This window comes from Archangium sp. (assembly GCF_045802675.1).
In the GTDB taxonomy this organism is placed as follows: Bacteria; Myxococcota; Myxococcia; order Myxococcales; family Myxococcaceae; genus Archangium.
Genome location: NZ_JBJMQO010000063.1, coordinates 22,740 through 40,581, shown reverse-complemented (window position 1 = coordinate 40,581; position 17,842 = coordinate 22,740). Strand labels below are relative to the sequence as shown.

At 69.0% G+C, this 17,842-nt stretch carries 16 protein-coding genes and 2 tRNA genes; 7 read left to right on the top strand and 11 right to left on the bottom strand.

Annotated elements, in window-relative coordinates; translation table 11 throughout:
- Positions 1-42 precede the first annotated feature (42 nt).
- Genes ACJ8AN_RS18080 through ACJ8AN_RS18070 form a run of 3 tightly spaced genes read left to right on the top strand, consistent with a single transcriptional unit; the run spans position 43 to position 2,361 of the window.
- Complete coding sequence (locus ACJ8AN_RS18080; protein ID WP_407756625.1) at positions 43-843, top strand: glycosyltransferase family 2 protein; 801 nt, start codon at positions 43-45, stop codon at positions 841-843.
- Between the two features lie 4 nt (positions 844-847).
- Complete coding sequence (locus tag ACJ8AN_RS18075; protein WP_407756624.1) at positions 848-1,705, top strand: ChbG/HpnK family deacetylase; 858 nt, start codon at positions 848-850, stop codon at positions 1,703-1,705.
- Positions 1,706-1,749: 44 nt separating this feature from the next.
- Positions 1,750-2,361 (top strand): class I SAM-dependent methyltransferase, encoded by a 612-nt coding sequence (locus tag ACJ8AN_RS18070; protein ID WP_407756623.1) that lies wholly within the window; start codon positions 1,750-1,752, stop codon positions 2,359-2,361.
- Positions 2,362-2,373: 12 nt separating this feature from the next.
- Here ACJ8AN_RS18070 and ACJ8AN_RS18065 read toward each other — a convergent pair whose 3' ends face one another.
- Positions 2,374-3,039, bottom strand: a complete 666-nt coding sequence (locus tag ACJ8AN_RS18065; RefSeq protein ID WP_407756622.1) for a class I SAM-dependent methyltransferase — start codon at positions 3,037-3,039, stop codon at positions 2,374-2,376.
- Entirely contained in the window at positions 3,036-4,166 is a 1,131-nt protein-coding gene (locus tag ACJ8AN_RS18060) for a mannosyltransferase family protein (RefSeq protein WP_407756690.1), read from the bottom strand. The genes ACJ8AN_RS18065 and ACJ8AN_RS18060 overlap by 4 nt, the downstream gene beginning before the upstream one ends.
- A 163-nt stretch (positions 4,167-4,329) precedes the next feature.
- Here ACJ8AN_RS18060 and ACJ8AN_RS18055 point away from each other — a divergent pair, with 163 nt between their 5' ends.
- A complete protein-coding gene (locus ACJ8AN_RS18055) occupies positions 4,330-6,273 on the top strand; it encodes a CocE/NonD family hydrolase (RefSeq protein ID WP_407756621.1) in 1,944 nt (647 codons plus the stop codon).
- A gap of 61 nt (positions 6,274-6,334) precedes the next feature.
- On the opposite strand, the gene fadJ is transcribed toward ACJ8AN_RS18055, so the two are convergent.
- From fadJ to hemE, 5 genes are all read right to left on the bottom strand, one after another.
- Positions 6,335-8,572, bottom strand: coding sequence for a fatty acid oxidation complex subunit alpha FadJ (fadJ, locus tag ACJ8AN_RS18050; protein ID WP_407756620.1), 2,238 nt, complete (start codon positions 8,570-8,572; stop codon positions 6,335-6,337).
- Positions 8,572-9,876 (bottom strand): acetyl-CoA C-acyltransferase FadI, encoded by a 1,305-nt coding sequence (fadI, locus tag ACJ8AN_RS18045; protein ID WP_407756619.1) that lies wholly within the window; start codon positions 9,874-9,876, stop codon positions 8,572-8,574. The genes fadJ and fadI overlap by 1 nt, the downstream gene beginning before the upstream one ends.
- Positions 9,877-10,000: 124 nt before the next feature.
- The gene (locus ACJ8AN_RS18040) at positions 10,001-10,576 is read right to left on the bottom strand and encodes a hypothetical protein (RefSeq protein WP_407756618.1); all 576 of its coding nucleotides are present in this window, start codon (positions 10,574-10,576) and stop codon (positions 10,001-10,003) included.
- Positions 10,573-11,136: a hypothetical protein gene (locus tag ACJ8AN_RS18035; RefSeq protein WP_407756617.1), complete on the bottom strand. Its 564-nt coding sequence runs from the start codon at positions 11,134-11,136 to the stop codon at positions 10,573-10,575. Before ACJ8AN_RS18035 ends, ACJ8AN_RS18040 begins: the two co-directional genes overlap by 4 nt.
- An 82-nt stretch (positions 11,137-11,218) precedes the next feature.
- A complete protein-coding gene (gene hemE, locus ACJ8AN_RS18030; protein ID WP_407756616.1) occupies positions 11,219-12,256 on the bottom strand; it encodes a uroporphyrinogen decarboxylase in 1,038 nt (345 codons plus the stop codon).
- Between the two features lie 189 nt (positions 12,257-12,445).
- Here hemE and ACJ8AN_RS18025 point away from each other — a divergent pair.
- Together ACJ8AN_RS18025 and ACJ8AN_RS18020 are read left to right on the top strand one after the other, a co-directional pair.
- Positions 12,446-12,517 (top strand) — tRNA-Val (locus ACJ8AN_RS18025).
- A 27-nt stretch (positions 12,518-12,544) separates the two neighbouring features.
- Positions 12,545-12,621 (top strand) — tRNA-Asp (locus ACJ8AN_RS18020).
- 287 nt (positions 12,622-12,908) lie between these two features.
- Here the strand turns inward: ACJ8AN_RS18020 and ACJ8AN_RS18015 are convergent.
- Positions 12,909-13,409: a hypothetical protein gene (locus ACJ8AN_RS18015; protein ID WP_407756615.1), complete on the bottom strand. Its 501-nt coding sequence runs from the start codon at positions 13,407-13,409 to the stop codon at positions 12,909-12,911.
- Positions 13,410-13,412: 3 nt separating this feature from the next.
- Positions 13,413-14,399 (bottom strand): DUF3289 family protein, encoded by a 987-nt coding sequence (locus ACJ8AN_RS18010; RefSeq protein WP_407756689.1) that lies wholly within the window; start codon positions 14,397-14,399, stop codon positions 13,413-13,415.
- Between the two features lie 171 nt (positions 14,400-14,570).
- Here ACJ8AN_RS18010 and ACJ8AN_RS18005 point away from each other — a divergent pair, with 171 nt between their 5' ends.
- Positions 14,571-15,836: an extracellular solute-binding protein gene (locus tag ACJ8AN_RS18005; protein ID WP_407756614.1), complete on the top strand. Its 1,266-nt coding sequence runs from the start codon at positions 14,571-14,573 to the stop codon at positions 15,834-15,836.
- 20 nt (positions 15,837-15,856) lie between these two features.
- Here ACJ8AN_RS18005 and ACJ8AN_RS18000 read toward each other — a convergent pair whose 3' ends face one another.
- A complete protein-coding gene (locus tag ACJ8AN_RS18000) occupies positions 15,857-16,366 on the bottom strand; it encodes a methylated-DNA--[protein]-cysteine S-methyltransferase (RefSeq protein ID WP_407756613.1) in 510 nt (169 codons plus the stop codon).
- Entirely contained in the window at positions 16,363-17,820 is a 1,458-nt protein-coding gene (locus ACJ8AN_RS17995) for an AlkA N-terminal domain-containing protein (protein ID WP_407756612.1), read from the bottom strand. The genes ACJ8AN_RS18000 and ACJ8AN_RS17995 overlap by 4 nt, the downstream gene beginning before the upstream one ends.
- Between the last annotated feature and the right edge of the window lie 22 nt (positions 17,821-17,842).

Here is a 17,842-nt window from a genome sequence, read left to right as displayed (position 1 = left end):
ACACCGCCGTGTCACAGGGGCGCACCGCCGAGGTCTCTCACCGTGGGCAAATCTCCCAGTATCAGCTTGTTCTTCCCCGCCTGGAACGAGGAGGACTACGTCGAGCGGTCGGTATCGCGCGCCATGGAAGTGCTACCGCGGCTCACGGACGACTTCGAAATCATCGTCGTCAACGACGCCTCCACGGACCGCACGCAGGAAATCTGCGAGCAGCTGGCGGCGCGCATCCCCCAGTTCCGGTTCATCACCCACCCCGTCAATCTGAAGCTGGGCGGGGCGATGCGCACGGGCCTGTCCGCGTCCACCAAGGACGTGGTGGTGTACTCGGACATCGACCTGCCGTTCGACTTGAAAGAGCTGGAGCGGGCGCTGCACCTGATGAAGTACCTGGAGGCGGACATGATCTGCGCCTTCCGGCACGACCGCACGAGCGAGGGCCCCAAGCGCATCGTCTACTCGTTCGCCTACAACCTGCTCATCCGCACGCTGTTCGGTGTCCACGTGAAGGACATCAACTTCAGCTTCAAGGTGATGCACCGGCGGGTGCTGGAGGCGGTGGAGCTCAACAGCCAGGGCTCCTTCATCGACGCGGAGCTGGTGGTGAAGGCCATCCACCAGGACTTCCGCGTGTTCCAGATGGGCGTGGACTACTTCCCGCGCACGCGCGGCATCTCCACGCTGTCCTCGCCCACGGTCATCGCGAAGATGGTGCGCGAGCTGGTGAAGCTCTACCCGGAGACGCGTCACCCCCAGGTGGCACAGCGCCCGGTGCGGCTGCCGCCCTCGGTGGCCCCGCTGCACGGCATGGCGCGCGAGCGCGAGCGGGCGCGCGGCCACGGGTAGCGCGGTGGCCGCCACACGCCTCGTCGTCAACGCGGACGACCTCGGGCTGCACCCGGCCCTGGACGCGGGCATCCTCCGGGCGCACCGCGAGGGCATCGTCACCAGCGCCACCGTGCTGGTGAGGGGCCCCGATGCGCCGGAGGCGGTGGAGCGGGCCCGGGCGCAGGGACTGGCCCTGGGCGTCCACCTGGCCCTCTCCACCCGGCTGCCTCCGGCGGCGCCCGCCTCGCACGTGCCCACGGTGGCTCCCGGCGGACTCCTGCGCACGAGCTGGGCGGACTTCGCCCGGGCGTGGCTCACCGGCCAGGTACGCCGCGAGGAGCTGGAGCTGGAGCTGTCCTCGCAGGTGGCACGCGCGCGGAGGCTGGGCGCGGAGGTGGACCACCTGGATGCCCACCAGCACCTGCACCTGCTGCCGGGCGTACGCCCACTGGTGGAGGCCCTGGCCGTGCGCGAGGGGCTCCCCCTGCGCTGGCCGGACCGGCTCCCCCGCGTGTCGTGGCTGCGAGCGCCCGGGCCGGCCGTGAAGACGTCACTGCTGACGCTGCTGGCCCGTGCCGCCCCGCGGCCCGCGTCCGGAGTGCGGCGGGTGAGCTCGGGCGGCGTCTTCGAGGCGGGACAGCTCACCGAGCCCGCCCTGCTCTCGCTGCTGGAGTCCCTGCCCTCGGGGGACTTCGAGCTCGGCTGCCACCCGGGCGAGGGCCGTCCGCACGTGCCGGAGGATCCAGCCTGGAGCTACGGCTGGCAGTCCGAGTTGGATGCGCTCACCAGCCCGCGCGTGCGCGCGTGCGTCGAGCGGCTCGGGGTGGAGCTGACCACCTACGGCGCGCTGGCCGCTCCCAGCGCCACTGTCCCGGCTTGAGGTGGGTCGGTCTCGACCCCCGCCGAGGGAGTAAGGTCCCGCCCATGGCACAGGAGCCTGTCCGTCCCCTCACCACCGACGACGCGCGGTACACGGAGCGCCTGCTGCGCAGTGACACCCTCTGGTGGAAGCGCTGGCTCGACGTCCAGGCGCCCTACCGGTGGAACCTGCGGAGGCTGGAGCCGGGCTTCACCCTGGACATCGGGTGCGGCATCGGCCGGAACCTCGCCCACCTGAGGGGCCAGGGTGTGGGGGTGGACCACAACGCGGCCTCCATCGCGCTCGCCCGGAAGCGCGGGCTCCTCGCGTTCACGCCCGACGAGCTCCAGGCCTCGGAGTACCACCGGCCGGGGCGCTTCGACTCGTTGCTGCTGGCCCATGTGCTCGAGCACCTGCGCGAGCAGGACGCCGTGGAGTTGGTGCGCGGCTACGCCCCCCTGCTCAAGCCCGGCGGCAAGCTCATCCTCGTGACGCCGCAAGAGGCCGGCTACCGGAGCGACCCGACGCACGTGGAGTTCGTGGACCTCGCCGCGCTCGAGCGCCTCATTCGCGCGGTGGGCTTCCAGCCGGTGCGCGGCTACTCGTTTCCGTTCCCGCGTCCGGTGGGCAAGCTGTTCACCTACAACGAGTTCGTGGCGGTGGGCCTGAAGCCCTGAGCAACGCCCCCCCTACGGGGTGGCCTCGGCCACGTAGAGGATGTGGGGCGTGGAGTAGCCCTGCCCCAGTGCCACCGTCTCGCAAGGGGAGAAGCCGGCCTCGCGCAGCAGGGCCTCCACCGCCTCGCGCGGCTGGAGCACCAGCGCGCCCCCGGCCTTCGTCCGGCCGAGCAGCTTCACCATCACCACCTCCTGCGCCAGGCACTTGAGGTGCTTCCAGGAGCGGTCCCCCTCGGCCTCCTTCAGCAGCAGCCGCCCCCCGGGACGCAGCAGGCGCCGGGCCTCGCGCAGGAAGCCGGGCCAGCGCTCCACCGGCAGCAGGTAGAGGACGTCGCACACCACCACCGCGTCGAACTGGCCGGGCATGCGCTCGGCGAGCGACTCCACGGTGCCCACCTCCGTCTTCACGTTGGGCAGACGGCCGGGCCCCTGCCGGGCCCACTCGATTTTACGCGGGTCAGGATCGACCCCGTACACGGTGCGCCGGGAGTCGCCGAGGGCGAGCAGCGCGGAGAGCAGGCCATGGCCGCAGCCCACGTCGGCCACCCTCCCACCCGGGGGTACACGGGCGGCGACGGCCTCGAGGGGCGCGGAGAAGGCGCGGGCGTGCACGTGGAAGCGCTCGCCGGGAGGCAGGTGGGAGAAGAGCGCGAGGGCCGGTGGGAGGGGAGCGTTCACGAGATGTAGTGGTCCAGGCCGAAGGCGGCCGACAGGAGGACGAGCGACACGGCGCCCACGGCGAGCAGGGCCTGACGCACGCGCGGGCGGTCGCGCAGCAGCAGCGCGAGGGTGAGGAAGAGCGGGAAGGCGGAGATGAGGTAGCGCCCCATGCCCATGAAGTCCTTGGTGGCCACGGTGGGGATGCCGACGAGCGCGGCGCAGAACACGCCATAGCCCCAGCCCAGGCGCCGGAAGGTGGGCCACACCAGCGCGAGCGCCCCCAGGGTCAACAGCCCGTGGAGGATGAGCCGCAAGCGCGTCTCGCCATTGGTGGCGTGGGAGAAGACGGTGTGGAGCCAGTGCACCTTCAGCCACGACTCCCAACCGGGAGCCTGGCCCCACCCCGCCTGCGTCTCGGCGAAGGCGAAGGGCGCGCCGAAGCGCTCCCCGAGGTAGAGCATGTAGAGCCCGAAGCCGAGCGCGGACAGCACGGGCAGCAGGTCCAGGGCGCTCCAGCGCAGTCCCCGCTCGCGCTTCCACTCGAGCCGGCGCGCCATCAGCCCCAGCACCACCGCGGGCGCCACGGGCCGCGCCGCCGTCGCCACCGCGCCCAGCAGCACCGCCGTCACCAGGTGCCCCTTCTCCAGCAGGAGGAAGGCCCCCACCACCAGCAGCAGGAAGAGCGCGTCGGAGTACATCACCCCGTAGAGGAAGAAGGTGAAGGGGTAGAGCGCGAGCAGCAGCGCGGCCTGGAGCGCGGTGGTCTCGTCCTCCACGCGCGTGCGCGCCCAGCGCAGGAAGAGCAGGAGCGCGAGCGGCCCACACAGCAGGGTGACGAGCACCCCCGCCTGGTACACGTTCGGCCCGAGCCGCTCCACGGCGCGGATGGCCAGCGGGTAGAGCGGGAAGAAGGCCACCGAGTTCTGCTGGCCGGGCGTGTACTCGTACCCGTCCTGGGCGATGCGCATGTACCAGCTCGAGTCCCAGCCCACCCAGCCCATCACCACGTACTCGTCGAGCCGCACCACCGGGGCCTTGGGGTCCTTGTGGTGGAAGCGCCAGGCCCCCACCCCCGCGGACACGGCACAGGCGAGGACGGCGGCCAGGATGACGAGGGCCAGGGTGCGGGAGGCGGAGCGGACCATTCGGCGCATGGCATCGTCCAGAACCCCGCCCCGGTCAAGACCCGAGGCGCAAGGGCCCGGACCCGGAGTACGGGTGCGCGGCGCTCCGTCTCGAGCGCCTCACACGGCGCTTTCCGCACCGCCACCGCTCACCGACAATGCCGCCTCCCCCCCAGGAGAGTGCATGTCCCTCCCGTTCCGCAGCCTCATGGTGCTCGTGCTCGTCACGCTCGCCGGCCCCGCGAGGGCCCAGGCCGCCAAGACACCGCAGCAGCCCTATGGCGACTCGCCCGAGCGCGCCGAGTACATCCGCTCGCACTACACCAAGTTCGAGTACCGGATTCCGATGCGCGACGGCACGCGGCTGTTCACGTCCGTCTACCTCCCCAACGACGCGCGCCCCGGCGGCAAGACGTACCCCGTGCTGCTCGTGCGCACGCCCTACTCGGTGGCGCCGTACGGGCTGGACCGCTATGCGCGCCGGCTCGGGCCCAACGCGCAGTACGAGAAGGACGGCTTCATCTTCGCCTTCCAGGACGTGCGCGGGCAGCACATGTCCGAGGGCGAGTTCGTCAACATGCGCCCGCACCTCGCCAAGAAGAGCGGCGCCAGGGAAATCGACGAGAGCACCGACACCTACGACACCATCGACTGGCTGGTGAAGAACGTGCCGGGCAACAACGGCCGCGTGGGCCAGTGGGGCATCTCCTATCCCGGCTACTACACGTCCGCGGGCGCCATCGACTCGCACCCGGCGCTCAAGGCCGTGTCGCCCCAGGCCCCCATCGCCGACTGGTTCTGGGACGACATGCACCGCCACGGCACCTTCAACCTGGTGCTCGCCTTCAACTTCTTCTCCACCTTCGGCAAGCCCCGGCCCCAGCCCACCGACACCGAGGAGTGGAAGCACTTCGAGCACGGCACGCCGGACGGCTACCAGTTCTTCATGGACCTGGGGCCGCTGAGCAACGCGGACACGCGCTACTTCAAGGGAGACGTCGCGTTCTGGAAGGACATCACCGCCCACCCCAACTACGACGCCTTCTGGCAGTCGCGCAACCTCCTGCCGCACCTCAAGAACATCAAGGCCGCGGTGATGACGGTGGGCGGCTGGTTCGACACCGAGGACCTCTACGGCCCGCTGCACACCTACGGCGCCATCGAGAAGCAGAACCCCGGCATCTCCAACACGCTCGTCATGGGCCCCTGGCCTCACGGCGGCTGGCTGCGCACGGAGGGCTCCTCGCTGGGCGACGCCGACTTCGGCTTCCCGACGAGCACCACCTTCCAGGAGCTGGAGCTCGCCTTCTTCAAGCACCACCTCAAGGGCGGCGACAAGCCGGACCTGCCCGAGGCACTGGTGTTCGAGACGGGCGCCAACCGCTGGCGACGCTTCGACACGTGGCCGCCCAAGCAGGTGCGCGAGGCGCGGCTCTACTTCCAGCCCAAGGGAGGCCTCACCTACGCGCCGCCCACGAGCACCGAGGAGTCCTTCGACGAGTACGTGAGCGATCCCAACAAGCCGGTGCCCTATACGCAGGAGCTCACCACGGGCTGGGCCAAGGGCTACATGACCGAGGACCAGCGCTTCGCCGCGCGCCGCCCCGACGTGCTCGTCTACCAGACGGCGCCGCTGGAGAAGGACCTCACGCTGGCGGGCCCGCTGGAGGCGGAGCTGTGGGTCTCCACCACCGGCACCGATGCGGACTGGGTCGTGAAGCTCATCGACGTGAACCCGGGCAAGATGCCCGACGCCTCGCCGGGGGCCGGCGGTGACGACCCGGACAAGCGCGACCGGGGCGGCCAACAGACGCTGGTGCGCGGAGAGCCCTTCCGCGGCCGCTTCCGCGACAGCTACAGCGAGCCCAAGCCCTTCAAGCCGGGCGAGCCGACGAAGGTGCGCTTCACCATCAACGACATCTTCCACACCTTCAAGCGTGGGCACCGGGTGATGATCCAGGTGCAGTCGAGCTGGTTCCCCTTCATCGACCGCAACCCGCAGACCTTCGTGCCCAACATCTTCGAGGCGAAGGACGAGGACTTCGTGCGCGCCTTCCACCGCGTGTACCGCTCGGCGGCACACCCCAGCTCGCTCGAGGTGGGCGTGCTGCCCGCGGTGGACGACTGACGCCTTCCCACGGCACCGGAGGAGGAGGGAGCGGCACGAGCCCCCTCCCCTCCCCGGGTGACTAGCGCGGGTAGAACGTCTGGCCCGCCTTCACCCGCTCCACCAGGTACGGCGCGGGGGTGAAGCGCTCGCCGTACTTGTCCTGGAAGTGCTCCAGGCGGCGCAGCAGCTCGGTGGGGCCGAGGCTGTCCGCGTAGCGGAAGGGGCCTCCGAGGAACGGCGGGAAGCCGAGCCCGAAGATGGCACCCACGTCGCCGTCACGCGCGCTGCGCAGAATCCCCTCGCCCAGGCAGCGCACGGCCTCGTTCACCATCTGCAGGGCGCACCGCTCGGCCATCTCGCGGCCATCCAGGCTCTTGCGGTTCCTCCCGTGCGGCAGCAGCTCGTAGACGGAGACGTCCACCTCCTTCTTCTTGCCGTCGTAGGTGTAGAAGCCCTTCTTGTTCTTGCGGCCCAGACGGCCCTCGGCGACCACCTTCTCCAGGGCCTTGGGCGCGGCCATGCGCTTGCCGAAGGCGGCCTCCATGATGGGGCCCACCTTCTGCGCCACGTCGATGCCCACCTCGTCCAGCAGGGTGATGGGCCCCACGGGGAAGCCGAACTCGACGAGCGCCTTGTCCAGCTCGGCGATGTCCGCGCCATCGGCCAGCAGGTGCGCCGCCTCGTTCATGTACGGCGCGAGGATGCGCGAGGTGTAGAAGCCCGGCCCGTCGTTGACGACGATGACCGTCTTGCCCTGCTTCTTGCCCACCTCCACGCAGGTGGCCGTCACCCAGTCGGCGGTGCCCTTGTGGGTGATGATCTCCAGCAGCGGCATCTTGTGCACCGGGCTGAAGTAATGCATCCCGATGACCTGCTCGGGCCGCCGGGAGCCCTTGGCCAGCTCGGTGATGGGGATGCTGGAGGTGTTGGAGGCGAAGATGCAGTCCTCGCGCGTGACGAGCTCCACCTCGCCCATGATGCGGTGCTTGAGGGCCAGGTCCTCGAAGACGGCCTCGATGACCACGTCCACGTGCTTGAAGCCCTCGTAGCCGGTGCCGCCGGTGACGAGCGCCATCTTCGCGGCCGCGTCACGCCACGTGAGCGAGCGCTTCTTCACCCGCTCGTCGTAGATGCCCTGCACCTGCTTGAGCGCGCGGCCCACGCCGGCATCGTCCTTGTCCTTCACGCGCACCGGCACGCCCTGCAGCGCCGAGCTCACATAGGCGATGCCTCCGCCCATCAGCCCGCCGCCGAGCACGCCCACCTTCTTCACCTCGCGCGGCTTCACATCCGGATGGGCCGTGCCGTTCTCCTTCTTGAGCGCGGTGGTGGCGAAGAAGATCTCCACCAGGCGCTTGGAGACGTCCGTCACCACCAGCTCGCCGAAGAACCGGGCCTCGGCCTCCAGGCCCGCCGTGCGGCCGGACTCCACGCCGATGCGGATGGCCTCCAGCGCCTTCTCCGGCGCCGGGTACTTGCCGCGCGTCTTCTTGCGCAGCTGCTTGCGCGCCTGATCGAAGAGCACCTTGCGGCCCACCGGGTTGTCCTCGAGCGCGACCTCGGCCCACATCTCCTTGTTGGCCAGTCCCAGCAGCAGGCCGCCCAGGCCGCCCTTGCGGCCCTGCTGCGCCACCGCCTTGAGGCCCTGGCCCCGGGGACGCTCCACCTTCATGCCCTCGGCCAGCTCGCGGGCGCGCCGCACGGCCACGGTGCGCAGGATGGGCGCGGGCACCACCTCGTCCACCAGGCCCAGCTTCTTCGCCTTGGCGGGCTTCACGTTCTTGCCGGCGAGGATGAGGTCCAACGCGGCCTGCACGCCGATGAGGGCCGGCAGCCGCTGGGTGCCACCCGCGCCCGGAATCAGGCCGAGCTGCACCTCGGGCAGGCCGAGCGTCGTCTTCGGGCTGTCAGTGGCGATGCGGTAGTCACAGGCCAGCGCCCACTCCAGGCCGCCGCCCAGGCACGCGCCGTGGATGGCCGCCACCACCGGCTTGGGGAACGCATCCAGCCGATCAAACCCCTGCTGCCCCTGGCGCGCCGCGGCGGTGGCCTCGGCGGCCGTCTTGATGGTCTGGAGGAAGTCGATCTTCGCCCCGGCCACGAAGCCGTCCTTCTTGCCGGAGATGAAGACGACGGCCTTCACCGCCGGGTCCTTCTCCGCGCGGGTGAGCAGCGAGGCGAACACCTCACCCGACTCGGGGGAGAGCGTGTTCACGGACTCGCCCGGCAGGTCGAACACGAGGAGCGCGACACCGTCCTCGACATGGTAGGAGAAGCCCTGCTTCGCCTCGAGCTCCTGAGCAATCATCGCAGCCATCACGCACGCTCCAGGACCACCGCGGCTCCGAGGCCACCGGCGGCGCAGACGGTGCACAGCACCGTGTTCTTGTTCTGACGCTTCAGCTCATGCAGGGCCTGGGTGACGATGCGCGCCCCCGTGGCCCCGAAGGGATGGCCGATGGAGATGGAGCCACCCGACAGGTTGAGCCGCGTGCGGTCCACCTCGCCCACCGGCCCGCTCCAGCCGGCCTTCCGGGCGAACTCCTTGGAGGCCAGCGCCTGGAGGTTGCTGGCCACCTGGGCCGCGAACGCCTCGTGCATCTCCACCAGGTCGATGTCCGAGAGCTTCATGCCCGCGCGCTCCAGCGCGATGGGGACCGCGTACGCCGGGCCCTGCAGCAGCTGGTCTCCCGGATCCGTGGCGGCATAGGCGTGGGCGCGCAGGTAGCCGAGCGGCTCCAGGCCGAGCGCCTTCGCCCGCTCCTCGCTCATCAGCAGCAGCGCGCCGGCGCCGTCGGTGAGCGGCGAGGCGTTGCCCGCGGTGATGGAGCCGTACTTGCGGTCGAACACGGGCCGCAGCTGGGAGAGCGCCTCGAGGCTCGTGTCCTCGCGGACGATGTTGTCCTTCTGGGCCACCTTCTCGTACCTGGGCGGCATCACCACGTGCATCACCTGGGCGTCGAAGAAGCCGTCCTTCCAGGCGCGCGCGGCGTTGTGGTGCGAGGCGAGCGCGATGCGATCCTGCTCCTCGCGGGAGATGCCGTTCTCCTTGGCCATCTTCTCGGCGCTCTCGCCCATGGTGAGGCCGGTGGAGTACTCGGCGATGGCCGGGGGCACGGGCACCAGGTCGCGCGGCTTGAGCGTCTGGAAGGCCTTGAGCTTCTCGGCGAGGCTGCGCGCCTTGGAGGCGGCCACCAGCGCCTGGGCCAGCGGGCGGCTGGTGAAGATGGGCGCGTCCGACATGGACTCGGTGCCACCGGCGATGGCCACGTCGGCCTCGCCCACCGCGATGGCATTGGCCGCCGTCGTCATCGCCTGGATGGACGTGGCGCAGGCGCGCGCCACGGTGAACGCTTCAATCTTCCGCGGCAGCCCCGCGGCCAGCACCACCTCGCGCGCGATGGACGGCGCGGTGAGCGTGGGGATGACCTGGCCGAACACCAGCTGATTGATTTCGTTGGGATCTATCTCCGCGCGCTGTACCAGTTCCTGGACCACCATCCGGCCCAGGTCCAGCGCGGTGAGCTTCGCGAAGTCGCTGCCCGCCTTCACGAAGGGCGTCCGCAATCCGCGGACGATGGCCACTCGACGGTGGCCGTTACGCTGCTTCTCGCGTGCCATATGTGCCTCACCTTCACTGCGTGGTGAGGCGCATCTAACGGACCGTGGCGCATCGCGTCAACGGGAGATTGATTCCAGAGTCAACCAGCGGCACCGGACGCCCTGGCTCCCTCGGAGGACAGGCTCAGGGGGCGGTGCCCGGCTGTTGGGCAGCCGACTTCGCGAGGAGGAACTCCTCCAAGGGGCGCAGCTCCGGGACGGAGGACCACAGAGAGGACAGGTCCGCCTGCTCGAGCCGGCGCAGCAGGACGTCCGGGAAGGGCTTCTCCCCCGCCTGCGCGAAGAGCTCGGCGAGCACCCGGTTGGGCTCGTAGCGGCCACGGATGAGCTGCTCGAACGAGGGGCTCACCGGCAGCAGGGAGCGCAGCAACTGCTCGTCGCGGAAGAGGAGCACGGCGATCTCGGGTGGGATCAGCTGGACATACCATCGGCCCAGGGAAGGCCCCAATCCACCGATGTTGAATTCCATCAGGCCGGCCTCCTCCGCCATCACGGTGGGCGAGAGCGTGTCCGAATCGGCCACCACGGCCACGGGCACGTGGTCCAGATTTCGGATGGTCGACGCCGAGGAACCAGCTCCGCCACGGCCTTGCCTCACCCTGATCTCGATCCCCTGCTCGCGCAGGCGCGGATGACCATCCACCAGGCGCCCCAGGATCCCACCCGCCACACGTCCCGTGGTCACGATGACCATCCTCATCGGAAATCACTCCTGTCCAACAGGTTCAACTCCGCCGACCCCATTTCCACCGCGTGGCGCAGCTTGGCCCTCATGCCCTTGAGCAACCGCCGTCCGCGGAGGGCCAGATCAATCTCATCTCCCGTCCACAGCAGCACATCTGGCGGCGGCATCATCCGCATCAACGAGGTCGCGACCTGCGAGAACTCGCCCGTGTTGAACAACGCCCCGATGGTGGCTCGCGGACGGCGCAGAAGCTGGGCCTTCAGCTTGACGATGGCAACGGTATCTACTGGTCTGGTCACGTCTTTGAACTCTACCAGACAGGACACCCCATCGAAATAGAGGGCGCCGTCGATCTGCTCCAGCAGCAGTCCATCCTGCTGGACCCGGTACGGCCAGATCACCTCGGCGCCCTCCAATTGGAAGGCCCTCAGGACGAGGTACTCCAGCAGAATTCCCGCGGGCCAATCGGGTGGCGAGCGCCCCTCCCGAAGACCCGTCCACAGCTCCAACAACCCCTCATGCCCGAGCGCGAGCACCCTGCGCTGGTACTCGCCGCTCCTGCCCTCTTCCGTCATGGCCCCCGTCCCCTTCCCCGACCTTCCGCGCCACCCTACCGGGGGCCTCTGACATCCCCGGATGACTCACGGGGTCAGGCCCTCACGCCCCCTGACGGAGCGCGAAGCCGTGCTTGTGCACGGCCTCCACCATGAACTTCGCGGCCTCGGGATCCGTGGGCGGGAGGATGCCGTGGCCCAGGTTGAAGATGTGCCCCACGGGCCCGGCGCGGCGCAGGATGTCCACCACGCGTGCCTCCAGCTCCTCGCGCGGCAGGAAGAGGTGGAGCGGATCCAGGTTGCCCTGCACGGCCACGTCGGGCCCGAGCACGCGCCGGGCCTCGTCGATGGGCGTGCGCCAGTCCTGTCCGATGACGTCCGCGCCCGTGCGCTTGAGCAGCGGCAGATGGTTGGACATGCCCGTGCCGAAGACGATGACGGGCACCCCCTTGGCCTGCACCTCCTTCACCATGCGCGTGAGGTACGGGAGGCAGAAGCGCTCGTAGTCCCAGGGGGACAGCTCGCCGCCCCACGAGTCGAAGATTTGAACGATGCTCGCGCCCGCCTCCACCTGCATCAGCAGGTAGGGAATGAGCGTGTCCGTGAGCTTCTGGAAGAGCGTGTGCACCAGCTTCGGCTGCTCGAAGAGGAGCCGCTTGATGAGGATGTAGCTCTTGGAGCCGCCGCCCTCGACCATGTACGCGGCGAGCGTGAAGGGCGCCCCGGAGAAGCCGATGACGGGCACCGAGTCATGGAGCGCGCGCCGGGTGCGGCGGATGGCCTCGGCGACGAAGCCGGTGCCCTGGACGGGGTCGGGCACGCCGAGCCGCTCGATGTCCGCGGCGGTGCGCACGGGGTTGGGGAAGTGCGGCCCCTTGTCCCCGAGCTCGAGCTCAATCCCCATGGCCTCCACGGGGATGAGGATGTCCGAGAAGATGATGGCGGCATCCACCCCCAGGCGGGTGATGGGCTGGACGGTGACCTCGGCGGCGAGGTCCGGGTTCTTGCACAGGTCCAGGAAGCCGATGGTGCCGCGCACGGCACGGTACTCGGGGAGGTAGCGGCCGGCCTGGCGCATGAGCCACACCGGGGTGGTGTCGGTGGGCTGGCGGCGAGCGGCTCGGAGGAGGCGGTCGTTCAAGGGGTGGGCTCCGTGTGGGCCCCTCTCGCGGGGAGAGCGGGCGGCGTGAGGGTTGGCAGGAGCCATGGCCAGGGTCAACGCTCCTGTCAGGACGAGGCGGAATGATCCGTCCGTCAAAAACGTATGCTTGACAGTGCCGGTCGTGGCCGATACAAGGCCGCCCCGTCGCAACGCGGTGACGCAAGCGAGGGGCGGATAGCTCAGCGGTAGAGCGTCGCCCTTACAAGGCGAGGGTCACAGGTTCAATCCCTGTTCCGCCCAAGCAGCAGTCGCAGATAGCGGTGTCGTGGGGAGTTAGTTCAGTTGGTTAGAACGCCGGCCTGTCACGCCGGAGGCCACGGGTTCAAGTCCCGTACTCCTCGCCAAAAGAAGGGCCCGGAATCGCAAGGTTCCGGGCCCTTCGTCTTTTGGCTCCCCCTGCTCCTCCCCGCGCCCATCGTGTCCAGCAAGCGGATGGCCGCTTCCCTCACCGCCGGGGAGTGGGGCTGGCTTTAGCGGAGGCCCATGTCCGGACCAAAGCCGGGAGGTGGGGAGGAGAGGCTCCCGCGGCAGCACCGAGGCGAGCAGCTCCGGGGGCCGCGGAGGCTGAGACCCCGGACGCGTGCGGCAGCGCGCCTCTGCCGTTCAGGGCCCATCCATCTCCCCATGCGTCTCATGGCAGCTCATCTTCGCTGTAGAACGTGTATTCCGCGTTCGCACTGCCCTTCGTCCACTTCACTTGCGCGAGCGCGTCCCTGGCGTGTGACTCAATCGAGTCGTGCTCGAAATAGCCTTTGTCGAACCCGGCATAGTCTCGTGGCGTGAAGTCCGTCTCCCGGTAGAACACCCTGAAGGTCGCGGCGTATTTGTCTATCTCGCCCTGGGACAGGGTCTTGGCGTTGTATGCCTCAATGACGGATTTCAACTCCGAGCGATCCTTCGGAGGGTGGGCGATCACGAAGTATTCGTTCTTGATCCGATAGGATTCGCCTGAAGCCGTCGTGCCCGTTTCGATGGAGGTCAGACGCGCGAGCGGAAAAACCTCCGTCTGCTGCTTCTTGCAGGAAGAGAGGAGGCTCATGGGCAATGCGATGGACAGAAGCAGCAGGGGTCTCATGACGCAGTCACGGGATGCTCTAGGGGAAACCAGTCCCACCCGGCGCTCGACCTTCATGGCTCAAGGGAGCTGACCCTCGAATGAATAGGTCATTTCCGCTTCCGTGATGAAGGGCTTGTAGGCGAACCGCTTCAGGTGCTGCAGGATGAACCAGGCCCTGAACCCGGCTCCGAATTTGTAGAACTTCTCCACATCGGGTTGATCCAGACCGAAATGGTCGTAGAGCGTAACGCTGAAGTTCCCCTTGTAGCGCTTACCGGACAGCTCGTAGCTCGTGATCGCGACCTTGTAGGCCCACGTGTCATTGATCGCGATGGTCAAGCCCGAGACGATGTCCTCCTTGGTGTTGAAGACGGGCCGGCCAATCAACTTGACGTCCAGGTTCTTGGTCAGCTTGCTGATATCTCCGTTGTGATTCTTGATGGCTCCGGCCAGGGCTTTGCGGATCTGCTCCACGAACCGCTTGGTGGACGCATGTTCCCGCACCGCGCTCGTCAGAATCGCGTCGGAGTAGGCCGCCCCCGTGTTGCTTTCGAACCTGTCGACCATCCTCTGGATGTTTCCCTCCAGGTCCCCCTTGGCGAAAAGGGTGGTCGACATGAACCGCAACGAATCGAAGAGGGTCTTCGCTGAAACCTTGTCGAGGCCCACCGTGAAATCGTCCACCTGGAACATGAACGACAGGTTCTCGATCTGGTCCTGGGTGTAGTCGCCGTACCGCATGTCGTTGGCAGCGGTCCCATCGTCATTGAGCCCTGGCTTCCTCTTGGAGTCAGCGACGATCACCGGGAGGAGGCTGCCGGGTTTCTTGTCGACGCTCATGGCCGCCCAGGTCTTGGGGCCCACGATCCCGTCCGCCGCCAATCCCATGCTCTTCTGGAAGAGTTTGACGGCTTCGACCGTCTTGGCCCCATAACGGCCGTCAATCTTGTCCTTATAAAATCCAGCCTTCAGCAGGCGCCCCTGGAGGTCGACCACGGCCTCCCCGCTGGAGCCCAATCGGAGTATCTCCTGGGAGCCGCCAGCGGAGGCCGCGTACTGGTTCATCTTCAACGACTGCTTCCCGCCGATGCCCGGGCGCGCTGGCGAGGCCCCTCCACCCACTGTATGCGTCCGTGCCATCTTTGTTTCTCCCGAGTTGGAGGGGAAAAATGCGGACGCCAATGTAGCACCGCGCCCCTCGAGCCTCCCAGTCCGGTCCCGAAAGGAATCGCCCGAATGAAGCGCCATCCGTCGTTTCCGCTCCTGCTCCTGCTGGCCCTCGTGTCCTGGACCGGGCTCGCCCGCGCCGCCGAAGTCGTGGTGTGGCACGGCTACCGTGCCTCCGAGCGCGCCGCCCTGGAAAGGGTCGTCGCCGCGTACAATGCGGCCCAGCCCCCCTCGGGCGTGCAGGTGAAACTGCTCGCCATTCCCTCGGATGCCTTCACGGACAAGATCTCCGCGACGCTGTCGCGCGGCGTGGGGCCGGACGTCTTCGTCTTCCCGCAGGATCGGCTCGGAGGCTGGGTGGAAGGGGGAGGCCTGCTCGAACCGCTCGACTTCTTCCTCGATCCCTCCGTGCGCCAGCGCTACGTGCCGGGCACGCTGGAGGCCATGACCTACCGGGGCTCCGTCTACGCCCTGCCCCTGAACTTCAAGGTCATCACCCTCATCTACAACAAGAAGCTGATGCCCAAGCCGCCCCGGAGCACGGGCGAGATGTTGTCCCTATGCAAGGCATTGCGCGCCGGGACAAAGGACAAGGACCGGGTCTGCCTCGCCTATCCGTACTCGGACTTCTACTACCACGCGGCGCTGATGCATGCCTTTGGGGGACGCGTGTTCGACCCTGGCCCTCGCGTGCGGCTGGACGCGCCCGAGAACGTCAAATCCCTCGAGCTGTTGTTGAAGTGGGTGGCCCAACCCGGGCTGGTGCCCGCCGAGCCGTCCACGGCGCTCGTCACCTCGCTGTTCAATGAGGGCAAGGCGGCCATGGTGTTCTCCGGCCCCTGGTTCATCGGGGAGATCGCCCCGGGCATCGACTACGGGCTGGCGCTGCTGCCCACGGTGGACGAGGCGGGCGGCAAGCCCCTCACGCCGTGGATGACGGTGGAAGGAGTGGGCATCTCCTCGCACTCCCAGCACAAGGACGCGGCCTATGACTTCGTGCGCTACCTCACCGGCCCCGAGGGCGCCCACGTCATGGCCCTACAGGGCCGGCAGAACCCGGCGCTCGCCCGGGTGTACGACGAGCCGGCCATCACGTCGGATCCGGTGCTGTCGGCCATCCGCAAGCAGGCCGAGGTGTCCCTCCCCATGCCCAATCTCCCGGAGATGACCATGGTCTGGTCACCGGCGACCTCGGCCATGAATGCCGTGCTCCACCGGGTCGCCACGCCCAGGGCCGCGCTGGACGAGGCCCAGAAGGCCGTCCAGAAGGACGTGGCCGGCCTGCGGCGCGGCGCCAAGGGAACGCCCGAGTCACCTCCCGCCAAGGCCCCGTGAGCAGGATGGGCCAGATGCCGTCAACCAGCCCGAGCCGCCGAAGCGCTCCCCGCCAGGAGCTTTCGCTCGTGCTCGAGCAGCCATTGCTTGGTGGGCACGCCGCCCGCGTACCCGGTGAGCGTGCCGTCGCTGCCCACCACCCGGTGACACGGGACGATGATGGAGAGGGGATTCTTCCCGTTCGCGGCCCCCACGGCCCGCGCCGCGCCCGCCCGGCCCACGTGGCGCGCGAGCTGCGCGTAGGACCAGGTGACGCCCAACGGAATCTCCCGGAGCGCCGCCCACACGCTCTGTTGAAACGGTGTCCCCATCGGCCCGAGCGGTAGGTCGAAGGACACGCGCTCGCCCGCGAAATACTCCTCCAACTGGCTCCGCGCGGCCCGCAGCACCGGATGGTCCTCGCGCTCGCTCGCGGCGAGCACGGGCGCTCCCTTGTGGTTCTCCAGGTAGATGGCCGTGAGCGCCTCTTCCGTGGCGTAGAGCCGCACGGGGCCCACGGGGCTCTTCATCGTCAGCGTGAACAGATTCATCCGCCTGCTCCTTCGGAAAGAGACGTCCAGAGGTGTACCGCCGCGTAGGACCGCCAGGGCCGCCACGCCTCGGCGCGCTCGGCGGCCGCCTTCGCGGTGATTCCGCCGAGCGCCTTGCGAATCCCAAGGTCACTCGCGGGGAAGGCATCGGGCCAGCGCAGCGCCCTCATCGCCACGTAGTGCGCCGTCCAGGCACCAATGCCCGGCAGCGCCTCGAGCGCCGCCATCGTCTCGTCGACCCCGGCCCGCCCGTTCAGCCGCACCGAGCCCCCCACGACGGCCCGCGCCACCGCCAGGAGGCTCCTCGCGCGCGCCCCGGGAAGCCCCAGCGAGGCCACGTCGTCCTCCGTCGCCCGGGCCAGCGTCTCCGGCAGCGGGAAGAGCCGGGAGGCCTCCGCGTGAGGACTCTCGACGGGCTCGCCGAAGCGCTCGACGAGCCTCCCACTCAGCGTGGTCGCCGCGCGCACGGACACCTGCTGCCCGAGGATGGCGCGCACCGTCATCTCGAAAGGATCGAACGCGCCCAGCACGCGCAGCCCCGGATGCAACCCCACGCACCTGCCGAGCAGCGCGTCGCGCCCGAGGCACTCGGCGATGACCTCCGGCCGCGCATCCAGGTCGAAGAGGGCCCGCAACCGCGCGGCCACCGGCATCAGCACACCCGCCAGCGAGAGCGAGACCTCGGCCCGCAGCGAGGGGCGCTTCGCGTCGTGACGCACCACGAGCCAGCCCGTCTTGCCGCCCAGGCGCACCGTGCGCCGGTACTCGGCGTCCCCCACGTGCTCGACGCCCGGAATGGCACGCCCGTGCAGGAACCGCAGGAGCTGCCCCCAGTCGAGCGGCGGCCGATAGTCCAACCTCAGCACGAGCGAGCGCGAGCCCCCCGCCTCGTCACTCTCGCGCCGCAGGGCCGAGGGCGGTCTGCCGAAGCGCGCCTGGAAGAGCGCGTTGAAGCGCCGCACGCTCTGGAAGCCACTCGCGAACGCGACCTCCGCCAGCGGCAGCGCGGTGTCCTGGAGGAGCTGTTTCGCCAGCGCGAGCCGCCTCGACTGCGCCAGCTCCACCGGAGAGACACCCAGCTCGGACTCCATGGCCCGGCGCAGGTGCCGGCTGGTGACGCCCAGCTCCGTCGCGAGCTCCTCGAGCGAGGACTCGTTGAGGAATCCCCCCTCGATGCGGGACACCGCGGCCGCGACGAGCCTCGGCACCGAGTCCACCGGCGCACCGCCCGGCGCCAGCTCGGGGCGGCACAGGAGGCAGGCCCGGAAGCCCGCGCGCTCGGCCTCGGCGGCCGTCCGGTAGAACGCGCACCGCTCGAGACGGGGCGTCTTCGCCGTGCACACCGGCCGGCAGTAGATGCCCGTCGTCGACACGCCGACGAAGAAGAGCCCATCGAAGCGCCGGTCTCGCGCGGACAGGGCCCGGTAGCAGGTTTCGGATTCCAGCGTCTGCATCACACGGCTTTCGTAGCCCGGA

Coding starts and splice junctions, on each gene's coding strand:
- ACJ8AN_RS18015 (WP_407756615.1), bottom strand. CDS start 13,409: ATGAAGGTCGAGCGCCGGGTGGGACTGGTTTCCCCTAGAGCATCCCGT.
- ACJ8AN_RS18035 (WP_407756617.1), bottom strand. CDS start 11,136: ATGACGGAAGAGGGCAGGAGCGGCGAGTACCAGCGCAGGGTGCTCGCG.
- fadI (WP_407756619.1), bottom strand. CDS start 9,876: ATGGCACGCGAGAAGCAGCGTAACGGCCACCGTCGAGTGGCCATCGTC.
- fadJ (WP_407756620.1), bottom strand. CDS start 8,572: ATGGCTGCGATGATTGCTCAGGAGCTCGAGGCGAAGCAGGGCTTCTCC.
- ACJ8AN_RS18000 (WP_407756613.1), bottom strand. CDS start 16,366: ATGAATCTGTTCACGCTGACGATGAAGAGCCCCGTGGGCCCCGTGCGG.
- ACJ8AN_RS18055 (WP_407756621.1), top strand. CDS start 4,330: ATGTCCCTCCCGTTCCGCAGCCTCATGGTGCTCGTGCTCGTCACGCTC.
- ACJ8AN_RS17995 (WP_407756612.1), bottom strand. CDS start 17,820: ATGCAGACGCTGGAATCCGAAACCTGCTACCGGGCCCTGTCCGCGCGA.
- ACJ8AN_RS18010 (WP_407756689.1), bottom strand. CDS start 14,399: ATGAACCAGTACGCGGCCTCCGCTGGCGGCTCCCAGGAGATACTCCGA.
- ACJ8AN_RS18060 (WP_407756690.1), bottom strand. CDS start 4,166: ATGGTCCGCTCCGCCTCCCGCACCCTGGCCCTCGTCATCCTGGCCGCC.
- ACJ8AN_RS18040 (WP_407756618.1), bottom strand. CDS start 10,576: ATGAGGATGGTCATCGTGACCACGGGACGTGTGGCGGGTGGGATCCTG.
- ACJ8AN_RS18070 (WP_407756623.1), top strand. CDS start 1,750: ATGGCACAGGAGCCTGTCCGTCCCCTCACCACCGACGACGCGCGGTAC.
- ACJ8AN_RS18005 (WP_407756614.1), top strand. CDS start 14,571: ATGAAGCGCCATCCGTCGTTTCCGCTCCTGCTCCTGCTGGCCCTCGTG.